This is a genomic window from Bacillus sp. ISL-77 (assembly GCF_018613105.1).
Genome location: NZ_JAGGQY010000060.1, coordinates 1 through 24,799, shown reverse-complemented (window position 1 = coordinate 24,799; position 24,799 = coordinate 1). Strand labels below are relative to the sequence as shown.

The 24,799-nt window shown below is 39.0% G+C and carries 22 protein-coding genes and 2 pseudogenes; 4 read left to right on the top strand and 20 right to left on the bottom strand.

All coding sequences use genetic code 11. From position 1 onward, the window contains the following. Positions 1–11: 11 nt before the first annotated feature. The 17 genes from J7E77_RS23355 to J7E77_RS23275 form a co-directional block, all read right to left on the bottom strand. The gene (locus tag J7E77_RS23355) at positions 12–1,007 is read right to left on the bottom strand and encodes an aromatic acid exporter family protein (protein ID WP_214717229.1); all 996 of its coding nucleotides are present in this window, start codon (positions 1,005–1,007) and stop codon (positions 12–14) included. A gap of 112 nt (positions 1,008–1,119) precedes the next feature. Then, complete coding sequence (locus J7E77_RS23350) at positions 1,120–1,842, bottom strand: amino acid ABC transporter ATP-binding protein (RefSeq protein ID WP_214717228.1); 723 nt, start codon at positions 1,840–1,842, stop codon at positions 1,120–1,122. After that, on the bottom strand, positions 1,835–2,494 hold the full coding sequence (locus J7E77_RS23345; protein WP_168245002.1) for an amino acid ABC transporter permease: 660 nt from the start codon (positions 2,492–2,494) through the stop codon (positions 1,835–1,837). The genes J7E77_RS23350 and J7E77_RS23345 overlap by 8 nt, the downstream gene beginning before the upstream one ends. Positions 2,495–2,556: 62 nt before the next feature. Next, the gene (locus J7E77_RS23340; RefSeq protein ID WP_214717227.1) at positions 2,557–3,333 is read right to left on the bottom strand and encodes an ABC transporter substrate-binding protein; all 777 of its coding nucleotides are present in this window, start codon (positions 3,331–3,333) and stop codon (positions 2,557–2,559) included. Positions 3,334–3,541: 208 nt separating this feature from the next. Beyond that, complete coding sequence (locus J7E77_RS23335) at positions 3,542–4,714, bottom strand: M20 family metallopeptidase (protein WP_214717226.1); 1,173 nt, start codon at positions 4,712–4,714, stop codon at positions 3,542–3,544. Between the two features lie 131 nt (positions 4,715–4,845). Then, entirely contained in the window at positions 4,846–5,283 is a 438-nt protein-coding gene (locus J7E77_RS23330; RefSeq protein WP_088088895.1) for a BrxA/BrxB family bacilliredoxin, read from the bottom strand. Between the two features lie 84 nt (positions 5,284–5,367). Next, complete coding sequence (meaB, locus tag J7E77_RS23325; RefSeq protein ID WP_214717225.1) at positions 5,368–6,492, bottom strand: methylmalonyl Co-A mutase-associated GTPase MeaB; 1,125 nt, start codon at positions 6,490–6,492, stop codon at positions 5,368–5,370. Continuing rightward, a complete protein-coding gene (gene scpA / locus J7E77_RS23320) occupies positions 6,492–8,690 on the bottom strand; it encodes a methylmalonyl-CoA mutase (RefSeq protein ID WP_214717224.1) in 2,199 nt (732 codons plus the stop codon). The genes meaB and scpA overlap by 1 nt, the downstream gene beginning before the upstream one ends. Then, positions 8,671–10,569 (bottom strand): methylmalonyl-CoA mutase subunit beta, encoded by a 1,899-nt coding sequence (locus J7E77_RS23315; protein ID WP_214717223.1) that lies wholly within the window; start codon positions 10,567–10,569, stop codon positions 8,671–8,673. Before J7E77_RS23315 ends, scpA begins: the two co-directional genes overlap by 20 nt. A gap of 129 nt (positions 10,570–10,698) precedes the next feature. Further along, the gene (locus tag J7E77_RS23310; protein WP_214717222.1) at positions 10,699–11,997 is read right to left on the bottom strand and encodes a dihydrolipoamide acetyltransferase family protein; all 1,299 of its coding nucleotides are present in this window, start codon (positions 11,995–11,997) and stop codon (positions 10,699–10,701) included. A 139-nt stretch (positions 11,998–12,136) separates the two neighbouring features. Next, positions 12,137–13,120: an alpha-ketoacid dehydrogenase subunit beta gene (locus J7E77_RS23305; protein ID WP_214717221.1), complete on the bottom strand. Its 984-nt coding sequence runs from the start codon at positions 13,118–13,120 to the stop codon at positions 12,137–12,139. Between the two features lie 12 nt (positions 13,121–13,132). Next, positions 13,133–14,128 (bottom strand): thiamine pyrophosphate-dependent dehydrogenase E1 component subunit alpha, encoded by a 996-nt coding sequence (locus tag J7E77_RS23300; RefSeq protein WP_214717220.1) that lies wholly within the window; start codon positions 14,126–14,128, stop codon positions 13,133–13,135. A 189-nt stretch (positions 14,129–14,317) separates the two neighbouring features. Beyond that, the gene (gene lpdA, locus J7E77_RS23295) at positions 14,318–15,739 is read right to left on the bottom strand and encodes a dihydrolipoyl dehydrogenase (RefSeq protein ID WP_214717219.1); all 1,422 of its coding nucleotides are present in this window, start codon (positions 15,737–15,739) and stop codon (positions 14,318–14,320) included. A 21-nt stretch (positions 15,740–15,760) separates the two neighbouring features. Then, the gene (gene buk / locus J7E77_RS23290) at positions 15,761–16,864 is read right to left on the bottom strand and encodes a butyrate kinase (protein WP_214717218.1); all 1,104 of its coding nucleotides are present in this window, start codon (positions 16,862–16,864) and stop codon (positions 15,761–15,763) included. 221 nt (positions 16,865–17,085) lie between these two features. Next, positions 17,086–18,189, bottom strand: coding sequence for a Leu/Phe/Val dehydrogenase (gene bcd, locus J7E77_RS23285; RefSeq protein ID WP_214717217.1), 1,104 nt, complete (start codon positions 18,187–18,189; stop codon positions 17,086–17,088). 24 nt (positions 18,190–18,213) lie between these two features. After that, positions 18,214–19,125: a phosphate butyryltransferase gene (yqiS, locus tag J7E77_RS23280; RefSeq protein ID WP_214717236.1), complete on the bottom strand. Its 912-nt coding sequence runs from the start codon at positions 19,123–19,125 to the stop codon at positions 18,214–18,216. Between the two features lie 131 nt (positions 19,126–19,256). Next, on the bottom strand, positions 19,257–21,332 hold the full coding sequence (locus J7E77_RS23275) for a sigma-54 interaction domain-containing protein (RefSeq protein WP_214717216.1): 2,076 nt from the start codon (positions 21,330–21,332) through the stop codon (positions 19,257–19,259). 185 nt (positions 21,333–21,517) lie between these two features. Between J7E77_RS23275 and J7E77_RS23270 the strand changes: the two genes are divergently transcribed. After that, entirely contained in the window at positions 21,518–21,757 is a 240-nt protein-coding gene (locus J7E77_RS23270; RefSeq protein WP_214717215.1) for a DUF2627 domain-containing protein, read from the top strand. 10 nt (positions 21,758–21,767) lie between these two features. Here the strand turns inward: J7E77_RS23270 and J7E77_RS23265 are convergent, their stop codons facing one another. After that, on the bottom strand, positions 21,768–22,493 hold the full coding sequence (locus J7E77_RS23265) for a glycerophosphodiester phosphodiesterase (protein WP_214717214.1): 726 nt from the start codon (positions 22,491–22,493) through the stop codon (positions 21,768–21,770). A 38-nt stretch (positions 22,494–22,531) separates the two neighbouring features. Between J7E77_RS23265 and J7E77_RS23260 the strand changes: the two genes are divergently transcribed. Beyond that, on the top strand, positions 22,532–22,681 hold the full coding sequence (locus J7E77_RS23260) for a YycC family protein (RefSeq protein ID WP_214717213.1): 150 nt from the start codon (positions 22,532–22,534) through the stop codon (positions 22,679–22,681). A 261-nt stretch (positions 22,682–22,942) separates the two neighbouring features. Here the strand turns inward: J7E77_RS23260 and J7E77_RS23255 are convergent. Beyond that, positions 22,943–23,026, bottom strand: a pseudogene (locus tag J7E77_RS23255) (sporulation initiation factor Spo0A C-terminal domain-containing protein); the annotation flags it as partial. A 200-nt stretch (positions 23,027–23,226) separates the two neighbouring features. Here J7E77_RS23255 and J7E77_RS31490 point away from each other — a divergent pair. Then, positions 23,227–23,484: pseudogene (locus J7E77_RS31490) on the top strand (phage integrase N-terminal SAM-like domain-containing protein); the annotation flags it as partial. Next, positions 23,476–24,147, top strand: a complete 672-nt coding sequence (locus J7E77_RS23250) for a tyrosine-type recombinase/integrase (protein WP_308160754.1) — start codon at positions 23,476–23,478, stop codon at positions 24,145–24,147. The pseudogene J7E77_RS31490 and the gene J7E77_RS23250, both read left to right, overlap by 9 nt. A gap of 29 nt (positions 24,148–24,176) precedes the next feature. Here the strand turns inward: J7E77_RS23250 and J7E77_RS23245 are convergent, their stop codons facing one another. After that, complete coding sequence (locus tag J7E77_RS23245; protein WP_214717211.1) at positions 24,177–24,530, bottom strand: hypothetical protein; 354 nt, start codon at positions 24,528–24,530, stop codon at positions 24,177–24,179. Between the last annotated feature and the right edge of the window lie 269 nt (positions 24,531–24,799).

Below are 24,799 nucleotides of genomic sequence, written 5' to 3'. Positions count from 1 at the left end.
CCTTTTTTTTCCTAGTTTGCTTCAATCTTTTTCTGTTCATTCACTTTTGAAGAAGTTTTTATTCCTTTAAACGAACTTTTTATAATCAGATAGTCATTCATTTCATTTACTAGTTGAAGTAAGGCTGCTCTCGTTTCAAATTCTTCTCTTGTCTTCGGGAGCTCCATTTCCTCAAATTCCTTTTTCATTTCTCTTAATTTTTCAATATAAATATGAGCTGTATTTCCAGGATGAACATTCTCAGAAAGTTCTTCCAGAAACTCAGCTACCATATGCCCTTGCTTTACTGTACGCGTAATGGAGGTGACAATCGGTAAGATACGTTCGATAATTTCAAATTGCTTACCGCGCATTTTAAAATAATGAAAATATAAATTGTCATCTCGTAAAAAATGGTTTTCAACATCCTGAAGAGCTAGCGTTATAGCTTCATCTAGTAAACGAGCACTAACCGTAATCTCTTTTCCATCCCAATTACTATCTCCCGTCCGTAAATAACATACCATTTCACCGAAAATGATTTTAAAATTCTCCTCAATTTCGCTTTGATAGTCCTTTAATTTTTTATCAACGCTCGGCATATAAAGATTAATCAGTAGTGCCACGCCAATTCCAATCGTGATCACTCCAAGTTCATTAAAAAAAATTGCCAGGGAGATTTTCTCTGCCATATAAATATGTAAAATAATGACACTGCTAGTCACAATACCATCAGGTGCCTTCAGCATCACAATCGTCGGTATAAAGAAAAATAACATGATCCCAATAACAATTGGGTGATAGGAGATTCCCTCAAAAAATATAGCCGAAAATGGCATCGCTAATACACAGGCTAAAAATCGATCTCCTGCTGTTCGGAGCGATCTCCGCTTCGTCACCTGAATACATAAAATAGTTAATATGCCAGCGGAAGCAAAATTATCCAGTCCAAGCTGCTGCGCAATTAAAATCGAAATAGCAGTACCAACAGCTGTTTTAATTGTTCGGTAGCCAATGCGAAATTTCATAGTAATCTCCCCAAAATACAAAAAATAAAAAAGATGATCGATTAGACCATCTTTAGCATATCCCTATTAAAGTATTTTTTGCAAGAAATCCTGATAGTAAAGATTGATTCCACTACAATACTTTCTCTAAAAAGTCCTTTGCTCTGCTTGTCCGGGGGTTATTAAAAAATTCATCAGGAGAGCCTTCTTCTAGTAATACCCCTTCATCAAGGAAGATAATACGGTCAGAAACCTCACGAGCAAATCCCATTTCATGTGTAACAATAGCCATAGTCATACCGGATTGAGCAAGATCCTTCATAACATTAAGTACTTCCTTGACCATTTCTGGATCTAGCGCTGATGTTGGCTCATCAAATAACATTAACTTCGGTTCCATGGCAAGTGCACGAGCTATGGCAACACGCTGCTTCTGTCCACCTGATAAATTATTCGGATAGGCTTTTTCTTTTTCGGTAAGCCCCACACGAGCTAATAATTCGCGTGCTTTTTTTTCAGCAAGTTCTCGCGATTCACCTTTTACTTTCATCGGAGCATAGGTTAAGTTTTCCAAAACCGACAGATGTGGAAATAAATAAAAGTGTTGAAAAACCATACCGATTTGTTCACGAACTTCCAATATATTTGTTTTGCTATCAGTAATCTCTTGATTATTAATCCAAACTTTCCCTTGCGTTGGTGTCTCTAATAAATTTAAACAGCGTAAAAAGGTGGATTTACCAGATCCAGATGGTCCAATAATAGAAACTACTTCCCCACTATCAATATTGGTTGAGATATTTTTTAACACTTCGTTATTGCCAAATTGTTTATAGAGGTTTTCTACTTTAATCACTGTACTTCAGCCTCCGTTCAAACCGTTTCCCTGCCAAAGTCAGCACCATTACTAGGATCCAATAGATTAATCCAACAAAGATTAATGGTTCAAAATTACGATAAGTATCCGCTCCGACAACTTGCGCACGACGCATCAAATCTAGATAACCAATCGTAGAAACGATGGCTGATTCTTTTGTTAAGGTAATAAATTCATTCATCAATGCAGGTAAGATATTTTTTAGTGCTTGAGGTAAGATTAGGTCCTTCATCATGAGACGATAAGGAACACCTAGTGCTTGAGCTGCTTCGGTTTGACCTTTATCAACCGCTTGAATTCCGGCTCTGATGATCTCCGAAACATAGGCGGAAGAATTTAGGCCAAAAGCTAAGATTGATGATAAAAATGGTGAGATGTCATAACCCGTTAATTGCGGGATCGCAAAATAGATTAGCATTAATTGTAAAATTAATGGTGTACCACGAAAAATAGATGTATATGCATCTCCAAACCAATTTAATGCTTTGATTCGTGAAATTTTACACAAAGCTAAAATTGTGCCGAGGATAAAACCTAAAATAATCGAAATAATAACAAATTTTAATGTAACCCATATTCCCTCTAAAATAAAAGGAATATAAGGCACAATTTGGCTAAAGTCCAAATTCATGCCTTACACCTCACTTTATAATTTTCTTTGCGCCAAAAGTCTAGTTGCCATTCATTTTATGCTTATTGCTGGTCTTTTAACCACTTGTCCTTTAATTCTTGGAGTTTTCCGTTCTCCTCCATGTCTTTAAGAACCTTATTTACATCATCAGTTAAATCACTGCCTTTTGGAAAAGCAACTGCCATTCCAGGAGAACTTGTTGTTGGATCATCAAATCCAGCTAAACCTTGTTCCTTTATATATCCTGTTGCAACTGATTTATCCATATAAGCAACCTGGATCCGATTAGATAATAGTTCTTGAATTAAAGTTGTTGCATTGTCTAGTGGCTTAATCGTAAAATCAACCTTTTTTTGAAGTGTTTTGGCACCCTCTTCTTGAATGGTTCCTAACTGTACTCCAACCGTTTTTCCTTTAAGATCATCGATAGTTTTAATTTTAGAATCTTTAAGTGTGATAAACATTTCACCTGAATGATTATAAGCCGTTGAAAAATCAACATTTTGTTTGCGTTTTTCTGTTGCTGACATACCAGCAAGTACCATATCCACACGTTTAGCCTGTATTGCACCGATTAAACCATCAAACTTCATGTCTTTAATCTCTAGTTTATAACCTAATTCTTTTGCAATAGCATTGGCTAAGTCAATATCAAATCCCTCGACTTTACCTGATGGATCTCTTGATTCAAATGGAGCAAAATCAGCTGATGTGGCCATCGTTAATACCTTCTTATCTTCTGTTTTATCACCATTTGCCCCGTCCTTATTACCCTGGCCGCAAGCGGCCAACACCACTAATGTTAAAATCATGGTAAAAAATAAAAATGTTTTTTTCATGATGACTCCTCCTATGATTAATAATATCTGCTTATTCTAATTTGAATTTTTATTCAACAAAACGAATATTAACACATGGGATTTGTTTTGAAAAGATATTATATTAATATAAAAATATTCCAAAAATTCTGCACTTTAATATATTAAAATAATATTAAAAGCAAATAAAAAGCACCTCCTTGAGAAGAGATGCCTTTTTGAGATTATGTTAATGATTGCCTACGACTGTTTGCCTAAATTCATTTTTCATTTTTTCCAATGCTTCTTTATTGGTTATTAAATCAAATCCTGTTAAGGCAAGGGCCAAGGCACCTCTAGAAAGAATTTGATGGGAATTGTCAGTGATGGTTAAGTCGGCAAATTCCCTTGTATGTGCAATTAGTCCAGGCGAATCAAGACCAATATAAGGATGTATCGCAGGAACAACATGACTTACATTTCCCATATCAATGGAACCATATGAATCCTTCGCTTTCTTAACTTGCTTTACACCTGCCGCTAAGAGATTGTCTGTGAATAATTGGGATAGTGCTTGATTGGTAACCATATTATCATAGCTCAATTCGTAGTTTTCAATATGAACCTCTGCACCTGTCATTAGAGATGCACCTTTTGCTATATTAATTACCTTTTGAACAACCTCGTTTAAATAGGTACGATCCTTTGCTCGAACATAAAACTGAGCTACTGCTTTATCTGGGACAATATTGGCTGCTACTCCGCCTTCTTTAATAATCCCATGGATTCTAACATCAGAAGTCACATGTTGACGAAGTGCATTGATGCCATTAAATAATTGTATAACAGCATCCAGTGCATTAATTCCCATCTCTGGAGAAGCTGCTGCATGACTTGTTCTGCCACGGAAGTCAAATTGAATCGCATCCATCGCTAATGAATCACCACTCTCATAAGATTCATCAGCCGGGTGTAAAATCATAGCTGCATCGATATCATCAAAAATACCTTGTTCAGCCATTGGAACTTTTGCACCGTTTGTTTCTTCAGCAGGTGTTCCTAATACAACTACACGTCCGCCAATTTCATCTAACACTTTACTTAAGAGAGCTCCAGCCCCGGCACTCATCGTTCCAATCAGATTATGACCGCACCCATGTCCAACCTCAGGCAACGCATCATATTCCGATAAATAGGCAATCGTTGGTCCCTCCTTCTTAGAGTCGTATACCGCTTTAAAAGCAGTAGCTCGGCCAACAATTCCTTTTTCAACTACAAATTTATGTTCCTCAAGGAATTCTATTAACTGTTTGCTAGATTCAAATTCTTGATCCCCTAATTCAGGATGATGATACAAAGAATCACTTATCTCCCATAATCTATGTTTAATGATTTCTAAATAATTTTTTAATAAATCCTTCATGCTAGAATCTCCCCTTTAGTATGAGTAAAATTACAAAATAATTAATAAATATACATTAAAAATATCATTTTGACAATAAAAAAGGCCAAATCGATAGATGATTTGACCCTTCCTTCATTCGGATTCTTTTATTAAACTTCTTCGCAATATTCATCAAATTCTTTTTGAAGTTTTGACACGACTGTTGCTGGATCAAAACCTTCGATTTGATGTCTTTCAACCATTGTAATAATCTTGCCGTCCTTTAAGAGGGCAAATGATGGGGAGGATGGCGGATAGCCAGTGAAATAACTTCTTGCTTTTTCGGTTGCTTCTTTATCCTGTCCAGCAAAAACAGTGACAAGGTGATCCGGGCGCTTATCAAAATGTAAGGCATGTGCTGCTGCAGGACGTGCAACACCACCCGCACAACCACATACAGAATTAATCATTACTAAAGTGGTCCCTTTTTGCTCAAGTGCTTCCTCTACATCTGCAGGTGTTTTCAACTCTTTATATCCGGCAGACACGATTTCTTGACGTGCCTGGTTAACAACATCATTCATAAAAAAATTAAAATCCATGCTCATTAAATTCACTCCTTTGATTTATGACTATATCTACATATTAACAGTAAAAATGTTTGATTATCAAATATCAATACTTATGGCAGCTTATTCTTTTTTTTGAAAAAAAGTCTTAAAAAGACTTTCCACAGCAGAAGCGACTGTCTTTCCACCTGCAATTACTTCATTCTCTAATTTTGGCAGCTGGTTCATGATCTCAGGATGGTGATAAAAATGATAGTGCAACTGATCCGTAATCATTGCATGGAGCCATTCTCTTGATTGGGCATTCCTTCTATCTTCCAAGACTCCAGTGAACTTTCCTCTCGATTCAAAAGCTTGAATAACTTCCCATATATTATCAATTCCTTCTTGAGTCAAAGATGAACAGGTATGTGCTTTTGAAATCCAACCTTTTGTCGCTGGCTGCAGAAAGTGAAGGATTCGATTATAATCTTTCCTTGTCAATTCTGCCTTTTGTTTATTATCCCCGTCTGCTTTATGGACAATTATCGCATCAGCAAGTTCAAGGATCCCTTTCTTCATGCCTTGCAGTTCATCACCTGCCCCAGTCAGCACCAGCAGCATAAAAAAGTCGACCATATCCCTGATGATAAATTCACTTTGTCCGACGCCGACCGTTTCTATTAATATCACATTAAATCCAGCTGCCTCACATAGCAGCATCGATTCTCTTGTTTTTCGATGAACACCACCGAGCTTTCCTGCCGATGGTGACGGACGGATAAACGCACGTGGATTCCTTGCTAACTGTTCCATACGCGTTTTATCTCCCAAAATACTACCACCCGAGATACTCGAGGTTGGATCAATTGCTAATACAGCCACCTTTAGACCCAAATTGCAGAGATACATTCCAAACTCTTCGATAAAAGTACTTTTCCCAGCACCAGGCACCCCAGTAATTCCAACCCTTATCGAGTTTCCGCTGTAAGGCAGCAATCTTTGCAGTAACTCTTGTGATTTTTGGAAATGATGCTCTGCATTACTTTCTACAAGAGTAATAGCACGAGCAAGCAAGCCTCTGTTTCCTTTTAGCACCCCGTCAAATAATTCTTCAACTTCTGGTTCTGAAGAGTTACGTTTTTTAAATCGAATATTTTTTTGCAAAGAAGTTGCTTGACCTTCAAGTTCCTCCCCTTTTCTTACCACACTTGAGCAAAGTTCGGGCTTTCTTGGATCGCTCCATTCAGGTTTTTGTTCTGCAGCCATTACTCTGCCACTTCCTCATAACCAAGTTGAAGATAAATTGCCTTGATTACTTTTTGCGCCGCTATCGGAATCACTGTCCCAGGTCCAAAGATAGCCACTGCTCCGTTATCGTATAAAAATTGGTAATCTTGTGCTGGAATAACACCACCAATAACCACTAAGATATCTTCACGTCCTAGTTTTTTCAGTTCAGCTACTAATTGTGGCAATAGCGTCTTGTGCCCAGCAGCAAGCGAGCTCATACCGATGACATGGACATCGTTCTCAATTGCCTGCAAGGCCGTTTCTTCTGGTGTTTGGAATAATGGACCAATATCAACATCAAATCCCAAATCAGCAAATGCAGTTGCGATGACCTTTGCCCCGCGGTCATGTCCGTCCTGACCCATTTTTGCAATCAGAATTCTTGGTCTTCTACCTTCATTCTTCAAGAATTCGTCGGACATTTCTTTTACTATCAAAATTTCTTCCTCATTACTAAAAGCTTTACTATATACTCCGCTAATTGCATGAATGACCGCTTTATGTCGATTGGCTACTTTCTCAACGGCATCGGAAATCTCCCCAAGAGTTGCCCTCGCTCTTGCCGCCTTGACAGCAAGCTCCAAGAGGTTGTACTTACCTGTTTCCGCTGCTTTCGTTAAGGCGGTTAGCGTTTCTTCCACTTTTTTGTCATCACGATTAGCTTTTAATACATTTAATTTTTCAATTTGTTTCAAACGAACCGCTGTATTATCGATATCTAAAATATCAATTGCTTCTTCCTTCTCAAGGCGATAACGGTTGACACCAATGATGACTTCTTTTCCAGAATCAATTTGCGCTTGTCTTCTAGCGGCTGCCTCTTCAATTCTCATTTTTGGAAGCCCCGTCTCAATTGCTTTAGCCATGCCACCTAGACTTTCAATCTCCTCAATATGTGTCCATGCTCTATTAACCAATTCATCTGTCAATTTTTCAACGTAATAGGAGCCTGCCCACGGATCAATAACATTTGTAATCCCCGTTTCTTCTTGCAAAAACAATTGCGTGTTACGAGCAATCCGAGCAGAAAAGTCAGTTGGCAGTGCAATCGCTTCATCCAAGGCGTTTGTATGCAGGGATTGGGTATGCCCCATTGCCGCAGCATGTGCTTCAATTAATGTACGTGTAACATTATTAAAAGGATCTTGCTCTGTCAAACTCCAGCCAGATGTTTGCGAATGGGTGCGTAACGCTAATGATTTTCCATTTTTAGGATGAAAAGATTTCATCATTTTTGCCCAAATCAATCGAGCAGCACGCATTTTAGCTACTTCCATGAAATAATTCATCCCAATTGCCCAAAAAAAGGATAATCTTGGTGCAAATGAATCTATTTCAATTCCTGCCTTGAGACCCGTACGTACATATTCCAGACCATCCGCTAGTGTATAAGCTAGTTCTAAATCAGCTGGTGCACCAGCCTCCTGCATATGATAGCCCGAAATACTAATACTATTAAACTTTGGCATGTATTTTGACGTATATTCAAAAATATCAGCTATTATTTTCATTGACATTTCCGGAGGGTAAATATAAGTATTACGAACCATATATTCCTTTAAAATGTCATTTTGAATGGTTCCCGCCAGCTTCTCCTGACTTACACCTTGTTCTTCAGCCGTCACGATGAAAAAAGCAAGAATAGGCAGAACGGCCCCGTTCATGGTCATTGAAACGGACATTTGGTCTAAAGGTATCCCCTCAAATAACGTCTTCATATCAAGGATAGAATCAATGGCCACCCCTGCTTTACCGACATCTCCGACAACACGTGGATGATCAGAGTCATAGCCGCGGTGAGTGGCTAAATCAAAGGCAACCGATAATCCCTTTTGCCCCATCGCTAAATTTCTGCGATAAAAGGCATTGCTTTCCTCTGCAGTTGAAAAGCCTGCATATTGTCTCACTGTCCACGGCCGATTAACATACATCGTTGGATAAGGCCCTCTTGTATAAGGAGGGAGTCCCGGCAGATTGTCTATATGCTCAAGGTCTTTACGATCTTCTTTTGTATAGAGCGGTTTTAAACTGATTTGTTCATTTGTCTCAAACAGTAAATCATCAATGGAGGTATTTATCTCTTGGTGTACTTTTTGCTGCCACTCTTCTTTGGTCATAAAACTTTGATAGTCAAATAAGGAAATATTTTGAAAATCAGGCTTTTGTTTCTTCAACCTTGCTCACCTCCAGGTCGTTAAGGATTGACGTAAGCGTTTCGTAGCAATTGCTTTTCATATGGATAAACTGCTTAATACCAGCATCCTTCCATTGGTCCAGTTCTTCTTTTTCTGGAAGGCCTGCTAAGTAAAAAATCAGCTCAGGGAATTCAGTTTTTAGAGCAGGCAGGATTTCATAACCGATTATTGTATATTGTTCATTCGTACCGCATAAGCAATAATACTTGGCAGGCGTTTCTAAAATAAATTTTCTAGCATCCTCTAAAGATAATATCGGCTTACTTTCGGCTGCTTTCAAACCGCCTGCTGCAAGAAAGCCCTTCATAAAATCAAGTCTTGCTTTATGCTGCTTTAATCCACCAAGACAAATCATCCCTACAGTCGGTTTTGAGCCTAATTTTTCTTCGAGATCCTTTGCCTTTTTTCGCAATTCTTCAAATGGTTCTGCCAATCTCAGATCCGGAATGGCCTCCATTTTTATTAACGAGTTTTCCATATTAGTAAAATATGAATTTCTCGTTTGAGTTTTTTTATGCTTAACAATTTCATCCAGATTAGCATAGACATTTGTTCCAACAATGCTTTTCTTTCTTGTTTGAACATCTTGATTCTTTTTTTCATAGACAACAGCAATCTCCTGCTGCAGCCAATTTGATTTTAAAGTTTCTAGAATGCCACCATTTGCTTCAATTTGTTGAAAAAATCCCCAAGCTTTTTCAGCTAAGTCATTGGTTAGTTCTTCTACATACCAAGAACCTCCAGCTGGATCTATCACTTTTGTTAGATGTGCTTCTTCCTTCAAAAGAAGTTGAGTATTTTTAGCAATTCTTTCCGAAAACGAAGTGGCACCTGTGAGATCATCGAAGGGTCGCACATGCAAGTATTGAATGCCCCCAACCACGGCAGCAAAAGCTTCATTTCCAGCACGCAGAAGGTTTACATACGGGTCATTTACTGTTTTTGTGAAAGAAGAAGTTTCAGCAGCTATATGCATCCTGCCCATATCATCAGTAGATCCGTAAACATTACTTATTCGATTCCACAGTACTCGAGCGGCGCGAAGTTTTGCGATTTCCATAAAAAAATTGCTGCCAATCGAAAATTGGAAGATCATTTTTGCAAAGATTTCATCCAGTTCCATGCCTGCATTCTGAAGGTTTTCAAGATAAAATATCCCTTCAGCCATTGCGATCCCTAGTTCTTGAACAGCGCTCGCCCCACCATTATGATAAGGAGCAGTATCTATTAGAATTGTACGCACATTAGGTAATTTTTCATTTGAGTGGACAATGTTTTTTACCCAATCATTGAAAAATTCCTCAGAAATACATCCCTCTTCAGCGAAAATGGCGACGGGATCAGACCCAATATATCCTCGGAGTTTGTCGATAGCCCCTTCTTGATCCGCCATTCTTTCTAATTCCGAAAGAAAAGCAATTTGTAAACTTTTTGCGTTAATTGAAAATGGAAATTGACAATAGGATTCTCCTAATAATTTTGCTAGGTTTGTTTCGAATTCTAGTAAAGCTTTTGAGACTTTAAATGAAATAGCCGTTTGGCCTTTATTAAATGATTGTCTAAGTTTCTGCTCCAACTCTTCTGCGGTTTGATAGGAGAGTTGTTGGGCGACCACCCAGTCATTCGTCAAGTAACCTAACGGATAGGTCCCTCTTCTAAAATCTGAACCTCCTGGAAAATCAGGTACTGGTCGCTCATCTTGATGGGTATAAAGCGGTTTCAAAATAATGTTTTCATATGTAGTAGTTTGTAAGGATTCAACCGTTTTTCCTTTTAAAGATTGCTCTGCTTTAGTTTTCCATTCATGTGTGGATCCTGAAGGAAAAGACTGATTCTTTATTTTTTCCAAACTTTTCATCCCCCTCCCATTATACATAATTGAAATAAAATTCAATTAATTCTACTAAGTACTATTTTATGGTACAAACACAATTCAAGCAATTAAAAACAAAATAACCGCTGCCAAGCATGGAAGCGGTTGTTTTGTTTAATAAATCGAAGTTGTTGATTTTGATGTATTTTCAAGTATTTCTTTTACGCGTTGTAGGAATCGGCCGCAAACAAGTCCGTCCAACACTCTATGATCAAGTGACATACATAAATTCACTATGTCACGGACAGCAATCATTCCATTATTCACGACAACTGGACGCTTGACGATGGACTCCACTTGCAAAATGGCTGCTTGCGGATAATTGATGATACCCATTGATTGAACAGAGCCGAATGAACCTGTGTTGTTTACTGTGAAGGTTCCGCCTTGCATATCTTCTGATCTTAGCTTGCCTGTTCTCACTTTGACTGCAAGTTCAGAGATTTCACGTGCAATCCCCTTAACTGTTTTTTCATCTGCCTGTTTAATGACAGGAACATAGAGAGCATCATCCGTTGCCACTGCAATCGAAATATTGATATCTTTCTTTTGGATGATTTTATCTCCCGCCCACATCGAATTGATTTGCGGGAATTCTTTCAGTGCTTGCGCAACGGCTTTGACAAAGAAAGCGAAGAAAGTTAAATTGAAGCCTTCTTTTTTCTTAAATTCATCTTTGAGGGAATTGCGGTACTCCACCAAATTAGTTGCATCCACTTCAATCATTGTCCAGGCATGCGGTGCTTCGTGTTTACTGCGCAGCATATTAGCGGCAATCGCTTTGCGGATGCCTGTCACAGGGATTTCAATATCACCAACTGCAACCGGAATATTGACAGATTGTGCAGATGCTGTAGGCGGAGAAACTGACTGAGCTGCTGCTTGTGTTGGTGCTTCCACAACTGCTGACTCTTTGTTAGTTTCAACATTTTGTTCTGCAACTGGAATATTTCCTGATTCAATTAATTTTAATAGATCTTTTCTGGTAATTCGCCCGCCAGCACCGGTGCCTGACACCTTTGTTAAATCGATCCCATGCTCTTGAGAAATTTTTAGAACTGCAGGTGAATAACGGGCCTTGTTTCCTTGGTCCACTGGTTCTACACTTACTACAACGCTTTGTGCAGCGGCATCGCTTGTTACTAACGCAGCAGTTTCCTGGGGAGTTCCACCTTCCATTTCAATTGTGCAAATCATTTCACCAACTGCTAATGTTTCACCTTCTTCAGCGATTAACTCCTTAACCACACCTGTAAAGGAGGATGGAACTTCTGCATTTACCTTATCTGTCATAACCTCTGCTAGGGGGTCGTATTTATTTACTTTATCGCCAACGGATACGAGCCATTTACTAATCGTACCTTCGGTTACACTTTCCCCTAACTGAGGCATTTTGATTTGTTCAATTACCACTTTTTACACCCTCCTATTGTCCAGCTCCGGCGCCTAGCCCCTCGAGTCACTTCGGTCCTGCCAATGAAGTCAAAAAACGACTTCACTGTCAGGATCTCCATCGCTTGTCGGGGCTGAACGAGTCGCCTCCGCTTTTCGTTTAATACTCAGCAAGCTCGCGCATGGCTTTTTCGACTTTATCCGGATTTACCATAAAGAATTTTTCCATTGTTGGAGAATACGGCATTGCCGGTACATCCGGTCCAGCTAAGCGCATAATTGGTGCATCTAATTCAAATAAGCAATTTTCAGCTATGATCGCAGAGACTTCACTAATAATGCTGCCTTCTTTGTTATCCTCTGTAACAAGAAGGACCTTACCCGTTTTCGATGCAGCTTCAATGATTGCTTCTTTATCAAGCGGATACACGGTCCTCAAATCAAGAATATGTGTTGAAATTCCATCCTTCGCTAATTTTTCTGCCGCTTGAAGGGCAAAATGAACACATAGACCATAAGTAATAACTGTAATATCTTCTCCCTGGCGCTTTACATCCGCTTTTCCGATTGGAAGAGTGTAATCATCAGTCGGGACCTCACCTTTGATTAATCGATAGGCCCGTTTATGTTCGAAGAATAATACCGGATCATTGTCACGGACGGCAGCTTTTAATAGTCCCTTCGCATCGTAAGGTGTGGAGGGCATCACAATTTTCAATCCAGGCTGATTAGCAAAAATAGCTTCAACTGACTGGGAATGATAAAGTGCACCATGAACACCACCACCGTATGGCGCACGAATAACCATCGGACAGTTCCAGTCGTTATTGGAGCGATAGCGGATTTTTGCTGCTTCCGAGATAATTTGATTAACTGCCGGCATAATAAAGTCGGCAAATTGCATTTCGGCAATCGGCCGCATGCCGTACATCGCTGCACCGATTCCTACCCCAGCAATTGCTGATTCGGCAAGTGGTGTATCAATGACACGCTCTTCCCCAAATTGCTCATACAATCCTTGCGTCGCCTTAAACACACCGCCCTTTACGCCAACATCTTCACCAAGGACAAATACCCTTGGATCTCGTTCCATTTCTTCTCGCATTGCCATTGTGATTGAATCAATATATGAAATTATCGCCATGTTACATCCCCCTTACAAGTCCGCATAAACATATTTCAGTGCTTCTTCAGGTGCAGAATAAGGAGCATTTTCTGCATAGTCAGTCGCTTCATTCACTTGCTTCATCACGCGGTCATTGATTTCCTTTTCCAACTCATCATCCATGACACCAGTTTCCTTTAAATAGGCCCCAAAAGTTATAATTGGGTCTTGTGTTTTGGCTTTTGCAACCTCATCTGGAGCACGGTAGGAACGGTCGTCATCATCAGAAGAGTGTGGAGTTAAACGATACGATATGGTTTCAATCAATGAAGGGCCTTCCCCACGACGGCCACGCTCCGCTGCTTCCTTTACGACTTTATAAACTTCTAATGGGTCGTTCCCATTAACAGTAAAGCCAGGCATACCATATCCAATTGCACGATCAGAAACCTTTTCACACGCTAATTGTTTTTCGATTGGGACAGAGATCGCGTACTTGTTATTTTCACACATGAAGATAACTGGAAGTTTATGTACACCTGCAAAGTTTGCCCCCTCATGGAAATCCCCTTGGTTAGAGGAACCCTCTCCAAATGTTACAAACGTAACCAGGTCTTTTCTTTCCATCTTCCCGGCAAGGGCAATTCCAACTGCATGTGGAACCTGAGTTGTAACTGGCGATGAACCTGTTACAATCCGATTTTTCTTTTGGCCAAAATGGCCAGGCATTTGCCGACTACCAGAGTTAGGGTCTTCTGCTTTTGCAAAACCGGATAGCATCAGTTCCCTTGGAGTCATACCAAAAGCCAATACTACCCCCATATCACGATAATACGGAAGAACATAATCTTTTTCTCGATCTAGTGCAAATGCTGCTCCCACCTGTGCTGCTTCTTGACCTTGACAAGAAATAACAAATGGTATTTTACCAGCACGGTTCAATAACCACATCCGTTCATCAATTCGGCGGGCTAAAAGCATAGTTTCATAAATTTCCAATACTTTTCCGTCGCTTAAACCTAAAGCATCATGACGCTTTTCTGTCATTTATTTCTTACCTCCCAATTGTTCGTTATTCGAAAAGCGGAAGTGCCTTGTTCAGGGGCGACAAGCATAAGACTAGCGCTGACAGAAGGCGTGCTTTTTGCCTTCCGAAGCGATTGGCTTATGTCTCGAGCCCCTAGGAACTGTAGCTAGACACTAACACTTTTTCAAAGATTTAAACTTTTGCTTTTATTAAGAATGGATTGCTTTCCCATCAACTGCGAGTGCAGCTTCACCAATTGCCTCTGACAAAGTTGGGTGTGGATGAATTGTATGTGCAATTTCCCAAGGTGTCGCATCTAATACCATCGCAAGTCCTGCCTCGGTAATCATATCCGTTACATGTGGACCAATCATATGCACCCCAAGAATATCATTGGACTCCTCATCAGCAACAATTTTTACAAATCCATCAGATTCTCCAAAAACAAGTGCCTTCCCAATAGCACGGAAAGAAAATTTTCCAATTTTCACTTTATGTCCTTTTTCTATTGCTTGATCTTCTGTTATCCCGACGCTTGAAACTTCTGGATTACTATAAATACATCTAGAGACCAAATTATAGTCAAATGGAGAAGGATCTTTCCCAGCGATATGTTCAACAGCTACAATCCCTTCATGTGAAGCAACATGGGCCAGTTGTAATCCACCAATCACATCACCAATCGCATAAATATGTGATTCCTTTGTTTGAAAAAATTCATTTGTTAAAATAAAACCCTTCTCCACTTGTATTTCTGTATTATCAAGCCCAATTCCTTCTGTATTTGCTTGACGTCCAACCGAAACTAGAATTTTTTCTGCTTTAAACTCTTTCAATGCACCTTTAACTTCTGCAGAAATCGCCACGCCATTGCCCTTAACAAACGTTTCTGGAAGCACTTTTGCACTTGTGACAAGTTTAATTCCCTTTTTCTTCATTAAGCGCTGCATTTCTTTTGAGATTTCTTTGTCTTCTGTCGGAATAATGCGGTCAGCATACTCAATAACCGTTACTGTCACACCAAAATCCGATAACATAGACGCCCATTCAATTCCAATTACACCCCCACCAACAATTATGATGGAACTTGGAAGTGTTTCTAACTGCAATGCTTCATCAGAGGACATTATATATTCTCCATCAATTTCAAGACCCGGAAGTGTCCTCGGTCTAGAACCTGTTGCGACAATTACATTTTTCGGAAGCAGCATTTCGTTTTCTTTCCCGTTATTCATTTCAACAGAAATTGTTCCCGGCATCGGTGAAAAGATGGATGGCCCCAAGATTCTGCCTAATCCTTCATAGACATCGATTTTGCCTTGCTTCATTAAATGCTGAACTCCTTTGTGAAGTTGATCAATTATTTTATTTTTCCGATCCTGTACTAAACTAAAATCAACCGTTACATCACTCGTGATAACTCCAAAATCTTTACTATGCTTGGTTGTTGCATAAACTTCCGCACTTCTAAGGAGCGCTTTACTTGGAATACATCCTTTATGTAAACATGTCCCGCCAAGTTTTCCTTTTTCTACAATAGCTGTTTTCAATCCAAGCTGAGAGGCCCTAATGGCAGCTACATAGCCACCAGTTCCCCCGCCAAGAACGACCAAATCATATTCTTGTGCCATTTTCTTTCCTCCCCAAGTACCTTAAATTTTAGCTCTTTTAAATTTACCCGGATAAACTTTTTCCTCTTCTTCACCTCGCAAGACTCGAAGTGCTCCTTCAGCTAGAGCTTGAAGTTCGTTTTCCCCTGGCTGAACAATAACATCAGCAATCCAATTAATTCGGTCGGTGATAGATTTCACAAATCCTTTTCCGTAGGCAAGGCCGCCAGTCAATATAATTGCATCCACTTTTCCTGATAATACAGCACTAGCAGCCCCAATTTCCTTTGCTACTTGATAGGCCATTGCATCATATACAAGCTTTGCCTCATCATCACCAGCTGCTATTCTTTGTTCTACCTTTACCGCATCATTAGTTCCTAGGTAGCCAACAAGGCCACCTTGGCCCACAAGCATCTTCATTATTTCATCACGGTAATATTCCCCAGAATAACAAAGTGCTACTAAATCCCCAACTGGAACGGTTCCAGCACGTTCAGGGCTAAATGGCCCATCTCCATGAAGACCATTATTTACATCAATTACCTTACCATGTTTATGGATACCAACGGTAATCCCACCACCCATATGGGTAACAATTAAATTCAAGTCATTGTATTTTTCCCCTAATTCCTTTGCTACCCTTCTTGCGACTGCTTTTTGATTCAAGGCATGAAAGATACTTTTCCGTTCAATTAAGGAAAATCCAGAAATTCTCGCTAGTGGTTCAAGCTCATCAACAACAACAGGATCAACGATGAAGGAGGGAATATTTAGTCCAGAAGCGATTTCGTATGCAATGATTCCGCCAAGATTTGATGCATGCTGTCCGGCATAACCAGACCGAAGATCAGCTAACATCACATCATTAACGGCATAGGTTCCACCTTCAATTGGTCTAAGCAAACCTCCACGGCCACATACAGCAGACAGTTTGGAAATATTTATCCCTTCATTATCCAGTATTTCCAAAATTGTTGTTTTTCTAAATTCATATTGATCAATTATATTTGCAAAAGAGTTTATATCCTCTGAATCATGACGAATTGTTTTTTCTAAAATGGAAATATCATTATCGAAAACCCCAATTTTCGTGGATGTCGAGCCTGGGTTGATGACGAGAATCCGATATTCATTATCTTGCAACGTATTTGACCTCCATTTTGGATTTCTTATGGTTGAAGTCGTATGGTACTTTAATATAACTATAAGTGCCCTATGAAAGGCAAAGACGCTGAATTCCCATTCAGCGCTCTGCGGATATATTTTTGAGGCTTAGTTAAACTTGCCTGTTGATTTCCACTCCAGTCAACATAGCTACAAAAATCAACAATGACCTATAACACAGCCATTTTAATATAAGGTGCCTATCTAGAAATTCTATGACTTAAGATATGATGGCCATTTTGCAGGAATTGGCTTCTTGAATTACGAATCCTTGAAATTCTTTCTTCTGCCATCCGGTCCGCTGCTAGGTATGTTGGAATACCATCACGTTTTGAAATTTCAATTACTTTTTCAATCGTTGCATAAAGCTGTTCAACCTTTTTCATTGCCCGTTCTTGGTTGTAGCCATAGAGTTCATCAGCAACATTGATTACCCCGCCAGCATTAATAACATAATCGGGAGCATAAACAATTCCCATTTCGTGGATGATATCACCGTGACGGGTATCTTTTAATTGATTGTTAGCCGAACCAGCAATAACTTTTGCTTTTAGCTGTGGAATCGTTTCATCATTAATTGTTGCCCCTAACGCACACGGAGCATAGATATCACATTCTACACCATAAATTTCATCAGGGTCTACCGCAAGTGCACCAAATGCTTCAACAGCACGGTTAACCGCCTCTTTATTAATGTCCGTTACAATAAGTTGAGCCCCTTCTTCATGCAAATATTCACAAAGTGTATAGGCTACATTTCCAACACCTTGAACAGCAACTACTTTTCCTTCAAGTGAATCTGTTCCAAACGCCTCTTTTGCCGCTGCTTTCATACCGCGGTAAACACCGAAAGCAGTTACTGGAGAAGGATTACCTGATGAGCCAAATGCCGGTGAAATTCCAGTTACAAAATCTGTCTCTTCATGAATTAAATCCATATCAGCGACTGTTGTACCAACATCTTCAGCTGTAATATATCTGCCGTTAAGTCCTTGGATGTAACGTCCAAATGCACGAAACATGGCTTCATTCTTATCTTTTCTTGGATCGCCGATGATAACTGTTTTACCTCCCCCAAGATTTAATCCTGCGGCAGCATTCTTATAAGTCATTCCTTTTGCTAAGCGTAGGGCATCTTCAATTGCAGCTTCTTCAGATGCATAAGTCCACATACGTGTTCCACCCAATGCTGGCCCTAAAGTTGTATCATGAATAGCAATAATTGCTTTTAATCCTGATTGTTTATCCTGGCAGAATACTACTTGCTCATAATCGTATTGTTCTAAGTACTTGAAAATTTCCATGTAAAATTCCTCCTCGATTATTGACTATCTATTTGTTGTTGCACAGCATAATGCCAGTGCAAGAGAATAAAGCTTACTTTCAGCAGAATCAGCTCTGGACGTTAACACAATTGGTGCCTTTGCCCCGGCTATTACCGCACCGACTTTTGCATTTGCGAAATATATTAATGATTTATATAATACATTGCCTACTTCGATAGTTGGTACTAATAAAATATCTGCATTTCCCGCCACTTCACTATGAATTCCTTTGTGTTCGGCAGCCAGTGTTGATACGGCATTATCTAAACCTAACGGGCCATCTATAATACAATCAGATATTTGTCCTCGTTTATTCATCACAGTTAATAATGCTGCATCTAATGTAGCCTGCATTGCCGGATTAACTACTTCCACGGCAGCAATAGGGGCCACTTTAGGTATTTCTATTCCAATCGACCTCGCAAGGGAAACTGCATTCTTAATAATTTGTGCTTTCTGTTCTAAATCGGGAGCAATATTCATTGCAGCATCTGTTACAATCGTAAAACGATTGAAGCCTGGAACCTCAAATGCAGCAATATGTGATAAAACATTTCCAGTCCTAAGTCCATATTCCTTATTTAAGACTGCTTTTAAGAAAATATTGGTTGGAATATTACCTTTCATTAAGACATTTGCTTCTTTGTTAAAAACGGCCTTTACAGCTAATTCTGCAGCAGCAGCATTAGAATCGGCATTGATAACTTTTAGATAATTATTGCTAATGTTTTTCTGTTTTTTTAATTCAATAATAGAATTTATTTTTTCTTCATCACCAAATAGTATAAAAATGGCGAGATTTCGGTCTAATGCAGCTATAACCGCTTCAATGACTTCTAAATCTTCTGCAGCAGCAACTGCAACAGTGTTTGAACTTACTTGGGCTGCTTTGTTAATTAGTGAATCCAGCAACAAGTTGTCATCAACCCTTTCTCCTCTTACTGCAACTCCCATAATGTAATATGCAATTTCCGTGCCAAACAAACCCCCATGAAAACGCTTTATTATTCATTCTAAAGTGTGAAACATTTTTCATAATACGAAATTTATTGCATGCTATTCTTTTCAATGTTGCATTTTTCAAGCTTATAATATAAATTCCTCACAGACAATCCCAGCGTTTTCGCTGTCAATGTCTTATTTCCGTTTAAGCGAAGAAGTGTCTGCTTAATAATTTTCGTCTCATATTCATCCATCATATCTGATAAGGAACGGTCTATCACAAAGGAATCATTACTGTAGCTTAAAGAAGGTTCATTTGTGCTTTTTTTATTTTTTAACTCTGGTAGGTGATGAACATCAATAAGGAGCTCATAATAATTCATAAAAATAATCGCTCTGCCAAGAATATTTTCTAATTCTCGAACATTTCCTGGCCAGTCATAGTCCATTAACTGGTGTAACGCTGCCGGTGTGATTCCTTCAACGTTTCGTCCATAGTCCTGGCTTATTTTTTGAATAAGCCGCTCATTTAAAAGAGGAATTTCCTCTTTTCGCTTCCTTAATGGAGGGATATGGATTGGCATTCGATTTAAACGATAATATAAGTCTTCCCGAAAGGAGCTTTTAGCAATACCCTTTTCTAAATTGACATTAGTTGCTGCAATAATTCTTACATTAATGGAAATTGGCTTTGTTCCACCGACTCGGATAATTTCTTTTTCTTGAAGTACTCTCAGTAATTTTGCTTGTGTATTCACTGGAAGTTCACCAATTTCATCGAGAAAAATACTCCCATTATTAGCTTCTTCGAAAAAGCCTCTTTTTCCTCCTCTCATTGCACCAGAAAAAGCACCTTCCTCATAGCCGAATAGTTCACTTTCTAACAATGTTTCCGAAATTGCTGCGCAATTGACCCTGATAAATTTGTTATATTTACGGTCGCTTGCATTATGTATAGCATGGGCAAACAATTCTTTCCCGGTTCCTGATTCACCCCTAAGGAGAACGGTTGCAGGTGTTTTCGCTCCTAGTTTAGCTTGTTCAATCGCAAGCATCATTTCATCAGATTGAGCAATTATATCCTCAAAGGTGTATTTCGCTTCAAGCTTGCGGATCAGTTGTCGTGCGCGGTTCAATTCTCTATTCAGTGATTTTATTTCGGACATATCATGAATAACGCCAACACTGCCTTTTAATTTCCCTTTTACGATAATCGGGGCCACATTTACTATTACTTCTCGTTTGTTTGGCCCCACTCTCATCGGAACGCCGCGTACAGCTCTTCTGGTTTGCAACACCTTCATATGCATACTCTCCCCTTCAGAAATATCTGCTGTAGCTGGTTGACCAATAATCTGATCATGGGTCAGTCCAGTAATACGGGAGTATGCTGGATTAATAAGAATGCCTCTGCCATTTTCATCCACAACAGAAATTGCATCATCACTAGAATGGATAATGGCTTGCAACATGGTTTGAATTTCCTTTAAATCCGTAAGTTCCTCAGCAAGATTAACAACCTCAGTAATATCTTTAAAAACAGCAAACGCACCTATTAAGGTCCCATTTTCCTCGATAATTGGAATACGGGTCGTAATGATTTTTCTATCATTACTCAGAACCATTTCTTGGTTTGCTTCAATTCTTCTTGTTTCTAAAATTTGAGGCAGCCTTGTTGTTGGAACAACATCAACAACAAATTTCCCAATTGCCTGTACACTCTTTACACCCATGATTTCTTGTGCCCGTTTGTTGAATAAAATGACCTTTCCGTACTTATCAATAACAATCATTCCATCATTTGCAGCATTAAAGATTAGTTCCTGCTGGTAGGATTCATTTTTGTGCTTTTCAATTAGCTCCTCTTTTTCTTGCATAATTTTTGCGACCAGAAATGCAACGCTTCCTGGAATCAGAATGGTATTTTGACTTTTAGCTTTTCTAAGTTCTTGGAAAACAGTATCGTTTCCTGTTACTTCAATGATAATATCAATAGAACCTGCTAAAAATGATCGCCAGTCTTCCCCTGTTTTTATCCCCTCTTCTTGTGCGAATAAAATCCCCGGTGCATCCAAGTTCCGATCAATTACCACACTGACTTTTAATACTTCAGATTCTTTTAAAATTTTTAAGATTGCCGTACCACCTTTACCAGCACCAACAATCATGACATTTTGCATTTTTTCTACCCCTTTAAGAAATTTTTTTCATATCATCTTAAGAAAAATATGCAACTTTTTTCATATCTATTTTATAACCAATCACAATCCTTGACAAATTTTATCTATATAATAATATTTTGATGAGATATAATCTAAATATGACATGATATTACAGTAAAATTTGAAACTGGAAGGATTTATTTATGAAGCGAATAATTGCCCTCATCATAGTATTGATTCCTGGAATTTTGGCTGCTGTTGGTATTAAATTAATGCGTGATATGTTATTCGGGATTTTACAAGCTCCATTCCCTAATTTATTGTTGCAATTTCTAGCTGGGTTTATCTTTTTTGTCGGCGGTCTAGGGTTTGTGGCAGGATTTATCTTTCATCGAGACCGAAAAAGAAGCAAGGTTCAAAAAAGGTTTAAAAATACAAAATAAAAAGAGGCCTCTACGGTCTCTTTTCATATTGTTTTCGTATTTTTAAAGCTTTGACTGGATCATCCGTAATAAACGCCGTGCAATTAATATTAAAAAGGCGATGCATATCCATCTCTTTATTTACAGTATATGGCCGTACGGCAATCCCATTATTTATTGTATTTATGATAACATCATCAGAAATGACTGAATATTTTGGATGGATCCCCTTTGCTCGGATCGCTTGGGAATAAATCCATGGCATGTATATGCCTTCAAGAAAAAGAGGGGCTATTTCAATTTCAGGTGCTAGGCTATAACTATAGACAATACTATAGTGATTGAAAGAGGAAATAATAATCCGATCGATTAAATCAAATTTCCTGACAAGTTGAATGACTTTTTCTTCCATCCCCTTATAGGGAAATAGCGCATTCTTTAATTCAATATTACATAATAATCTATTGGAAGTAAGCCACTCAAGAACTTCAGTTAATGCAGGTATAGGTTCTTTTTTGCTTTTTAGATTGGCGTTCAATTTCCGAAGATCTTTATATAAGAAATCTTTTACAAACCCGTTCCCGTTCGTTGTTCTGTCTACTTTTTCATCATGAATGACAACTAATTCGCCGTCTTTTGTTAACTGAACATCCAATTCCAACCCATCTGCACCTGCTTTTTCTGCTTCACAAAAGGCTCCTAATGTATTTTCTGCAAAAGAAGCCGAATAGCCACGGTGCGCAAAAATCTGAGTCATATTTTCACTTCCCAACTTTCTAATTGGAGGAATATCAAATGAAACCTTTACAGTTATCACCAGAAACAGCAATAAAGCTATCCCAAAAGTTAAATGTGCCTATAGAACAGATTATGCATATGCCCCAACATATTCTCATCCAAAAACTGATGGAATTGGAGAAAGAGGAGAAAAAACAACATAAATAAAAACCAGCTTTAAGTGTTAAAAAAAAGGCTGTGTTAATCTTGGCTGTTGATTTCCGCTTCAGGCGCTTCGCTTTCCGCGGGCGGTCAGGGGAGCCTTCTCGGCGCTAAGCGCCTGCGGGGTCTCCCCTGATCCGTCCTCCCGCAGGAGTCTTCGCAACTTCCGCTCCAATCAACTTGGCTATAAAATCAACAATGACCTTTAACACGGCCTAAAAAAAAGCCTTCAATTCTTTCGATGAAGGCTTACAATTAATTATTATTTCAAGATGCCTTGTGTTCAAGCCTCAATTTATCCGCAACCATGGCAATAAATTCAGAATTGGTCGGTTTTGCCTTAGACATGCTGTGGCGTCCTATCAACGTTTTACCTTCGTTATTATCGTACCATTCCGATAAATTCATCGCAATCTCAAACGAAAATTCATCGGAATAAGGAGGCGCTAAAATTGGCGCAATATCAATTCAAAAAACGCAGCAAGATACGTAATAATTTCGACCTCGGACAGTCTATCGAAAAATTTCTTCAAGCGTGACGACTCGAAAATAAATCGCCTAAAACGATTAAAACGTATGGTCAAACGCTTAGCAAGTTTATGGAATGGATAGAATCCGAAGGTTCGCCGGAAATAACATCGGACACCATACGCAATTACATTCGCTATATGAGCGAGGAAAAAGAAAAGTGGAGCGATCACCCGACGAACCCAACGAAAGGAATCGGAATATCACCTCGTACAATTAATAATATTATCCGTGTCCTGCGTGTATTCTTTAATTTTCTCGTAGGCGAAAGAATTATTTCGGAAAATCCGGCGGCCGGCGTCAAGTTACAGAAGGAACAAAACGATACTTTCGAAATATTTACGGACGAGGACGTTATCAAAATATTATCCGCGCCAAATAAGAAAATGTATACGGGCTTTCGAGACTACGTAATGATGCTCGTTTTAATCGACACCGGGCTTCGCATTGGCGAGTTGACTAGTATAAAAAGAGGAGACGTTAACTTTCAGAACCGCCAAATCATTATTCATGCGGAGAACTCGAAAAAGAATGAAACACGCGTAGTCCCTATTTCGCAGAAAACAGGTAAGGAACTTGCGGAGCTGACCGACTTTATTAACGGTGATGACAACGATTATGTATTTCTAACCCAGTTCGGTGAACGATACCTAGCCGATACATTCGCTAAGATGCTTAAGAAATACGGTAAGAAGGCCGGCATTCAGAACGTGAGGATATCACCCCACACTTTCCGGAATTACATGGCGGTCAAATTTCTTAAGTCGAAAGGTGATCCGTTTACATTAATGAGGATACTCGGACATAAAGACATTTCGATGACCAACCGCTACATTAAATATAGTGACGTTGATATATCGGAGCTGTTTGAGATGTCCAGCCCGGTAATGAATCTGATTGATTCCGGGAACAATCGGAAGCGCGGAAGGTTGAAGTTTATTTAATAGAAGAAAGCCGTCCTTATTGGGCGGCCTTAATCAAAAAACGCATTAACTGAAATATCTCCGTCCTCACTATCCGCTTCATACCACTCGGTGTTTTCATACTCTGAAAGTTGCGCACCGCCTAAATTTAGCTTTTTCGAAAGACCTTTCGTAATAGTTTCAGCTTGTGCTTCCGAAATGCCGTGTACATCTACGGTTATGTTAGGTTGGACTCCATACTCCGAAACAAAATAATCTTGGAAGTCACCCAATGAATCTGCACTCCCTTTTCCGGAACCTTCACTCGTTGCAATTAGCGTAATAATGATCGAAGTAATTGCGATAATACCTACGGATAATAAAATAACGACGTTCTTATTTAACTCGTTAACCTTCGCCAACATTAACCGTACCCCCTTATTAATCTATACGTCTAGTCCCATAAAAGATTCATATTTCCAGTAAAAAATTCCCAGATTAAGTTGTATTCAATCTGTATAACTATGCGTTTTCGGGTTAAAAAGCCCCAACTCAATGTCGAGTCTAATATATTTTGTTTTATAAGTTTGCCACGCTGCAAACATGAAGCGCCAGGCTATCGACTTAGCGAAATTTATTATATGCTAGAGTATATTGTGGATTTTCTTGTTGAACTACCATGAAAATAAACTTC

Excerpts from the sequence above, each read along its gene's own strand:
- lpdA (WP_214717219.1), bottom strand. The coding sequence starts at position 15,739 with ATGGCACAAGAATATGATTTGGTCGTTCTTGGCGGGGGAACTGGTGGC.
- J7E77_RS23300 (WP_214717220.1), bottom strand. The coding sequence starts at position 14,128 with ATGACAGAAAAGCGTCATGATGCTTTAGGTTTAAGCGACGGAAAAGTA.
- J7E77_RS23275 (WP_214717216.1), bottom strand. The coding sequence starts at position 21,332 with ATGCAAAATGTCATGATTGTTGGTGCTGGTAAAGGTGGTACGGCAATC.
- J7E77_RS23345 (WP_168245002.1), bottom strand. The coding sequence starts at position 2,494 with ATGAATTTGGACTTTAGCCAAATTGTGCCTTATATTCCTTTTATTTTA.
- J7E77_RS23340 (WP_214717227.1), bottom strand. The coding sequence starts at position 3,333 with ATGAAAAAAACATTTTTATTTTTTACCATGATTTTAACATTAGTGGTG.
- J7E77_RS23260 (WP_214717213.1), top strand. The coding sequence starts at position 22,532 with ATGAAACCTTTACAGTTATCACCAGAAACAGCAATAAAGCTATCCCAA.
- bcd (WP_214717217.1), bottom strand. The coding sequence starts at position 18,189 with ATGGAAATTTTCAAGTACTTAGAACAATACGATTATGAGCAAGTAGTA.
- J7E77_RS23265 (WP_214717214.1), bottom strand. The coding sequence starts at position 22,493 with ATGACTCAGATTTTTGCGCACCGTGGCTATTCGGCTTCTTTTGCAGAA.
- J7E77_RS23355 (WP_214717229.1), bottom strand. The coding sequence starts at position 1,007 with ATGAAATTTCGCATTGGCTACCGAACAATTAAAACAGCTGTTGGTACT.
- J7E77_RS23305 (WP_214717221.1), bottom strand. The coding sequence starts at position 13,120 with ATGGCGATAATTTCATATATTGATTCAATCACAATGGCAATGCGAGAA.
- J7E77_RS23335 (WP_214717226.1), bottom strand. The coding sequence starts at position 4,714 with ATGAAGGATTTATTAAAAAATTATTTAGAAATCATTAAACATAGATTA.
- J7E77_RS23270 (WP_214717215.1), top strand. The coding sequence starts at position 21,518 with ATGAAGCGAATAATTGCCCTCATCATAGTATTGATTCCTGGAATTTTG.
- J7E77_RS23245 (WP_214717211.1), bottom strand. The coding sequence starts at position 24,530 with ATGTTGGCGAAGGTTAACGAGTTAAATAAGAACGTCGTTATTTTATTA.
- J7E77_RS23330 (WP_088088895.1), bottom strand. The coding sequence starts at position 5,283 with ATGAGCATGGATTTTAATTTTTTTATGAATGATGTTGTTAACCAGGCA.
- J7E77_RS23315 (WP_214717223.1), bottom strand. The coding sequence starts at position 10,569 with ATGAAAAGTTTGGAAAAAATAAAGAATCAGTCTTTTCCTTCAGGATCC.
- meaB (WP_214717225.1), bottom strand. The coding sequence starts at position 6,492 with ATGGCTGCAGAACAAAAACCTGAATGGAGCGATCCAAGAAAGCCCGAA.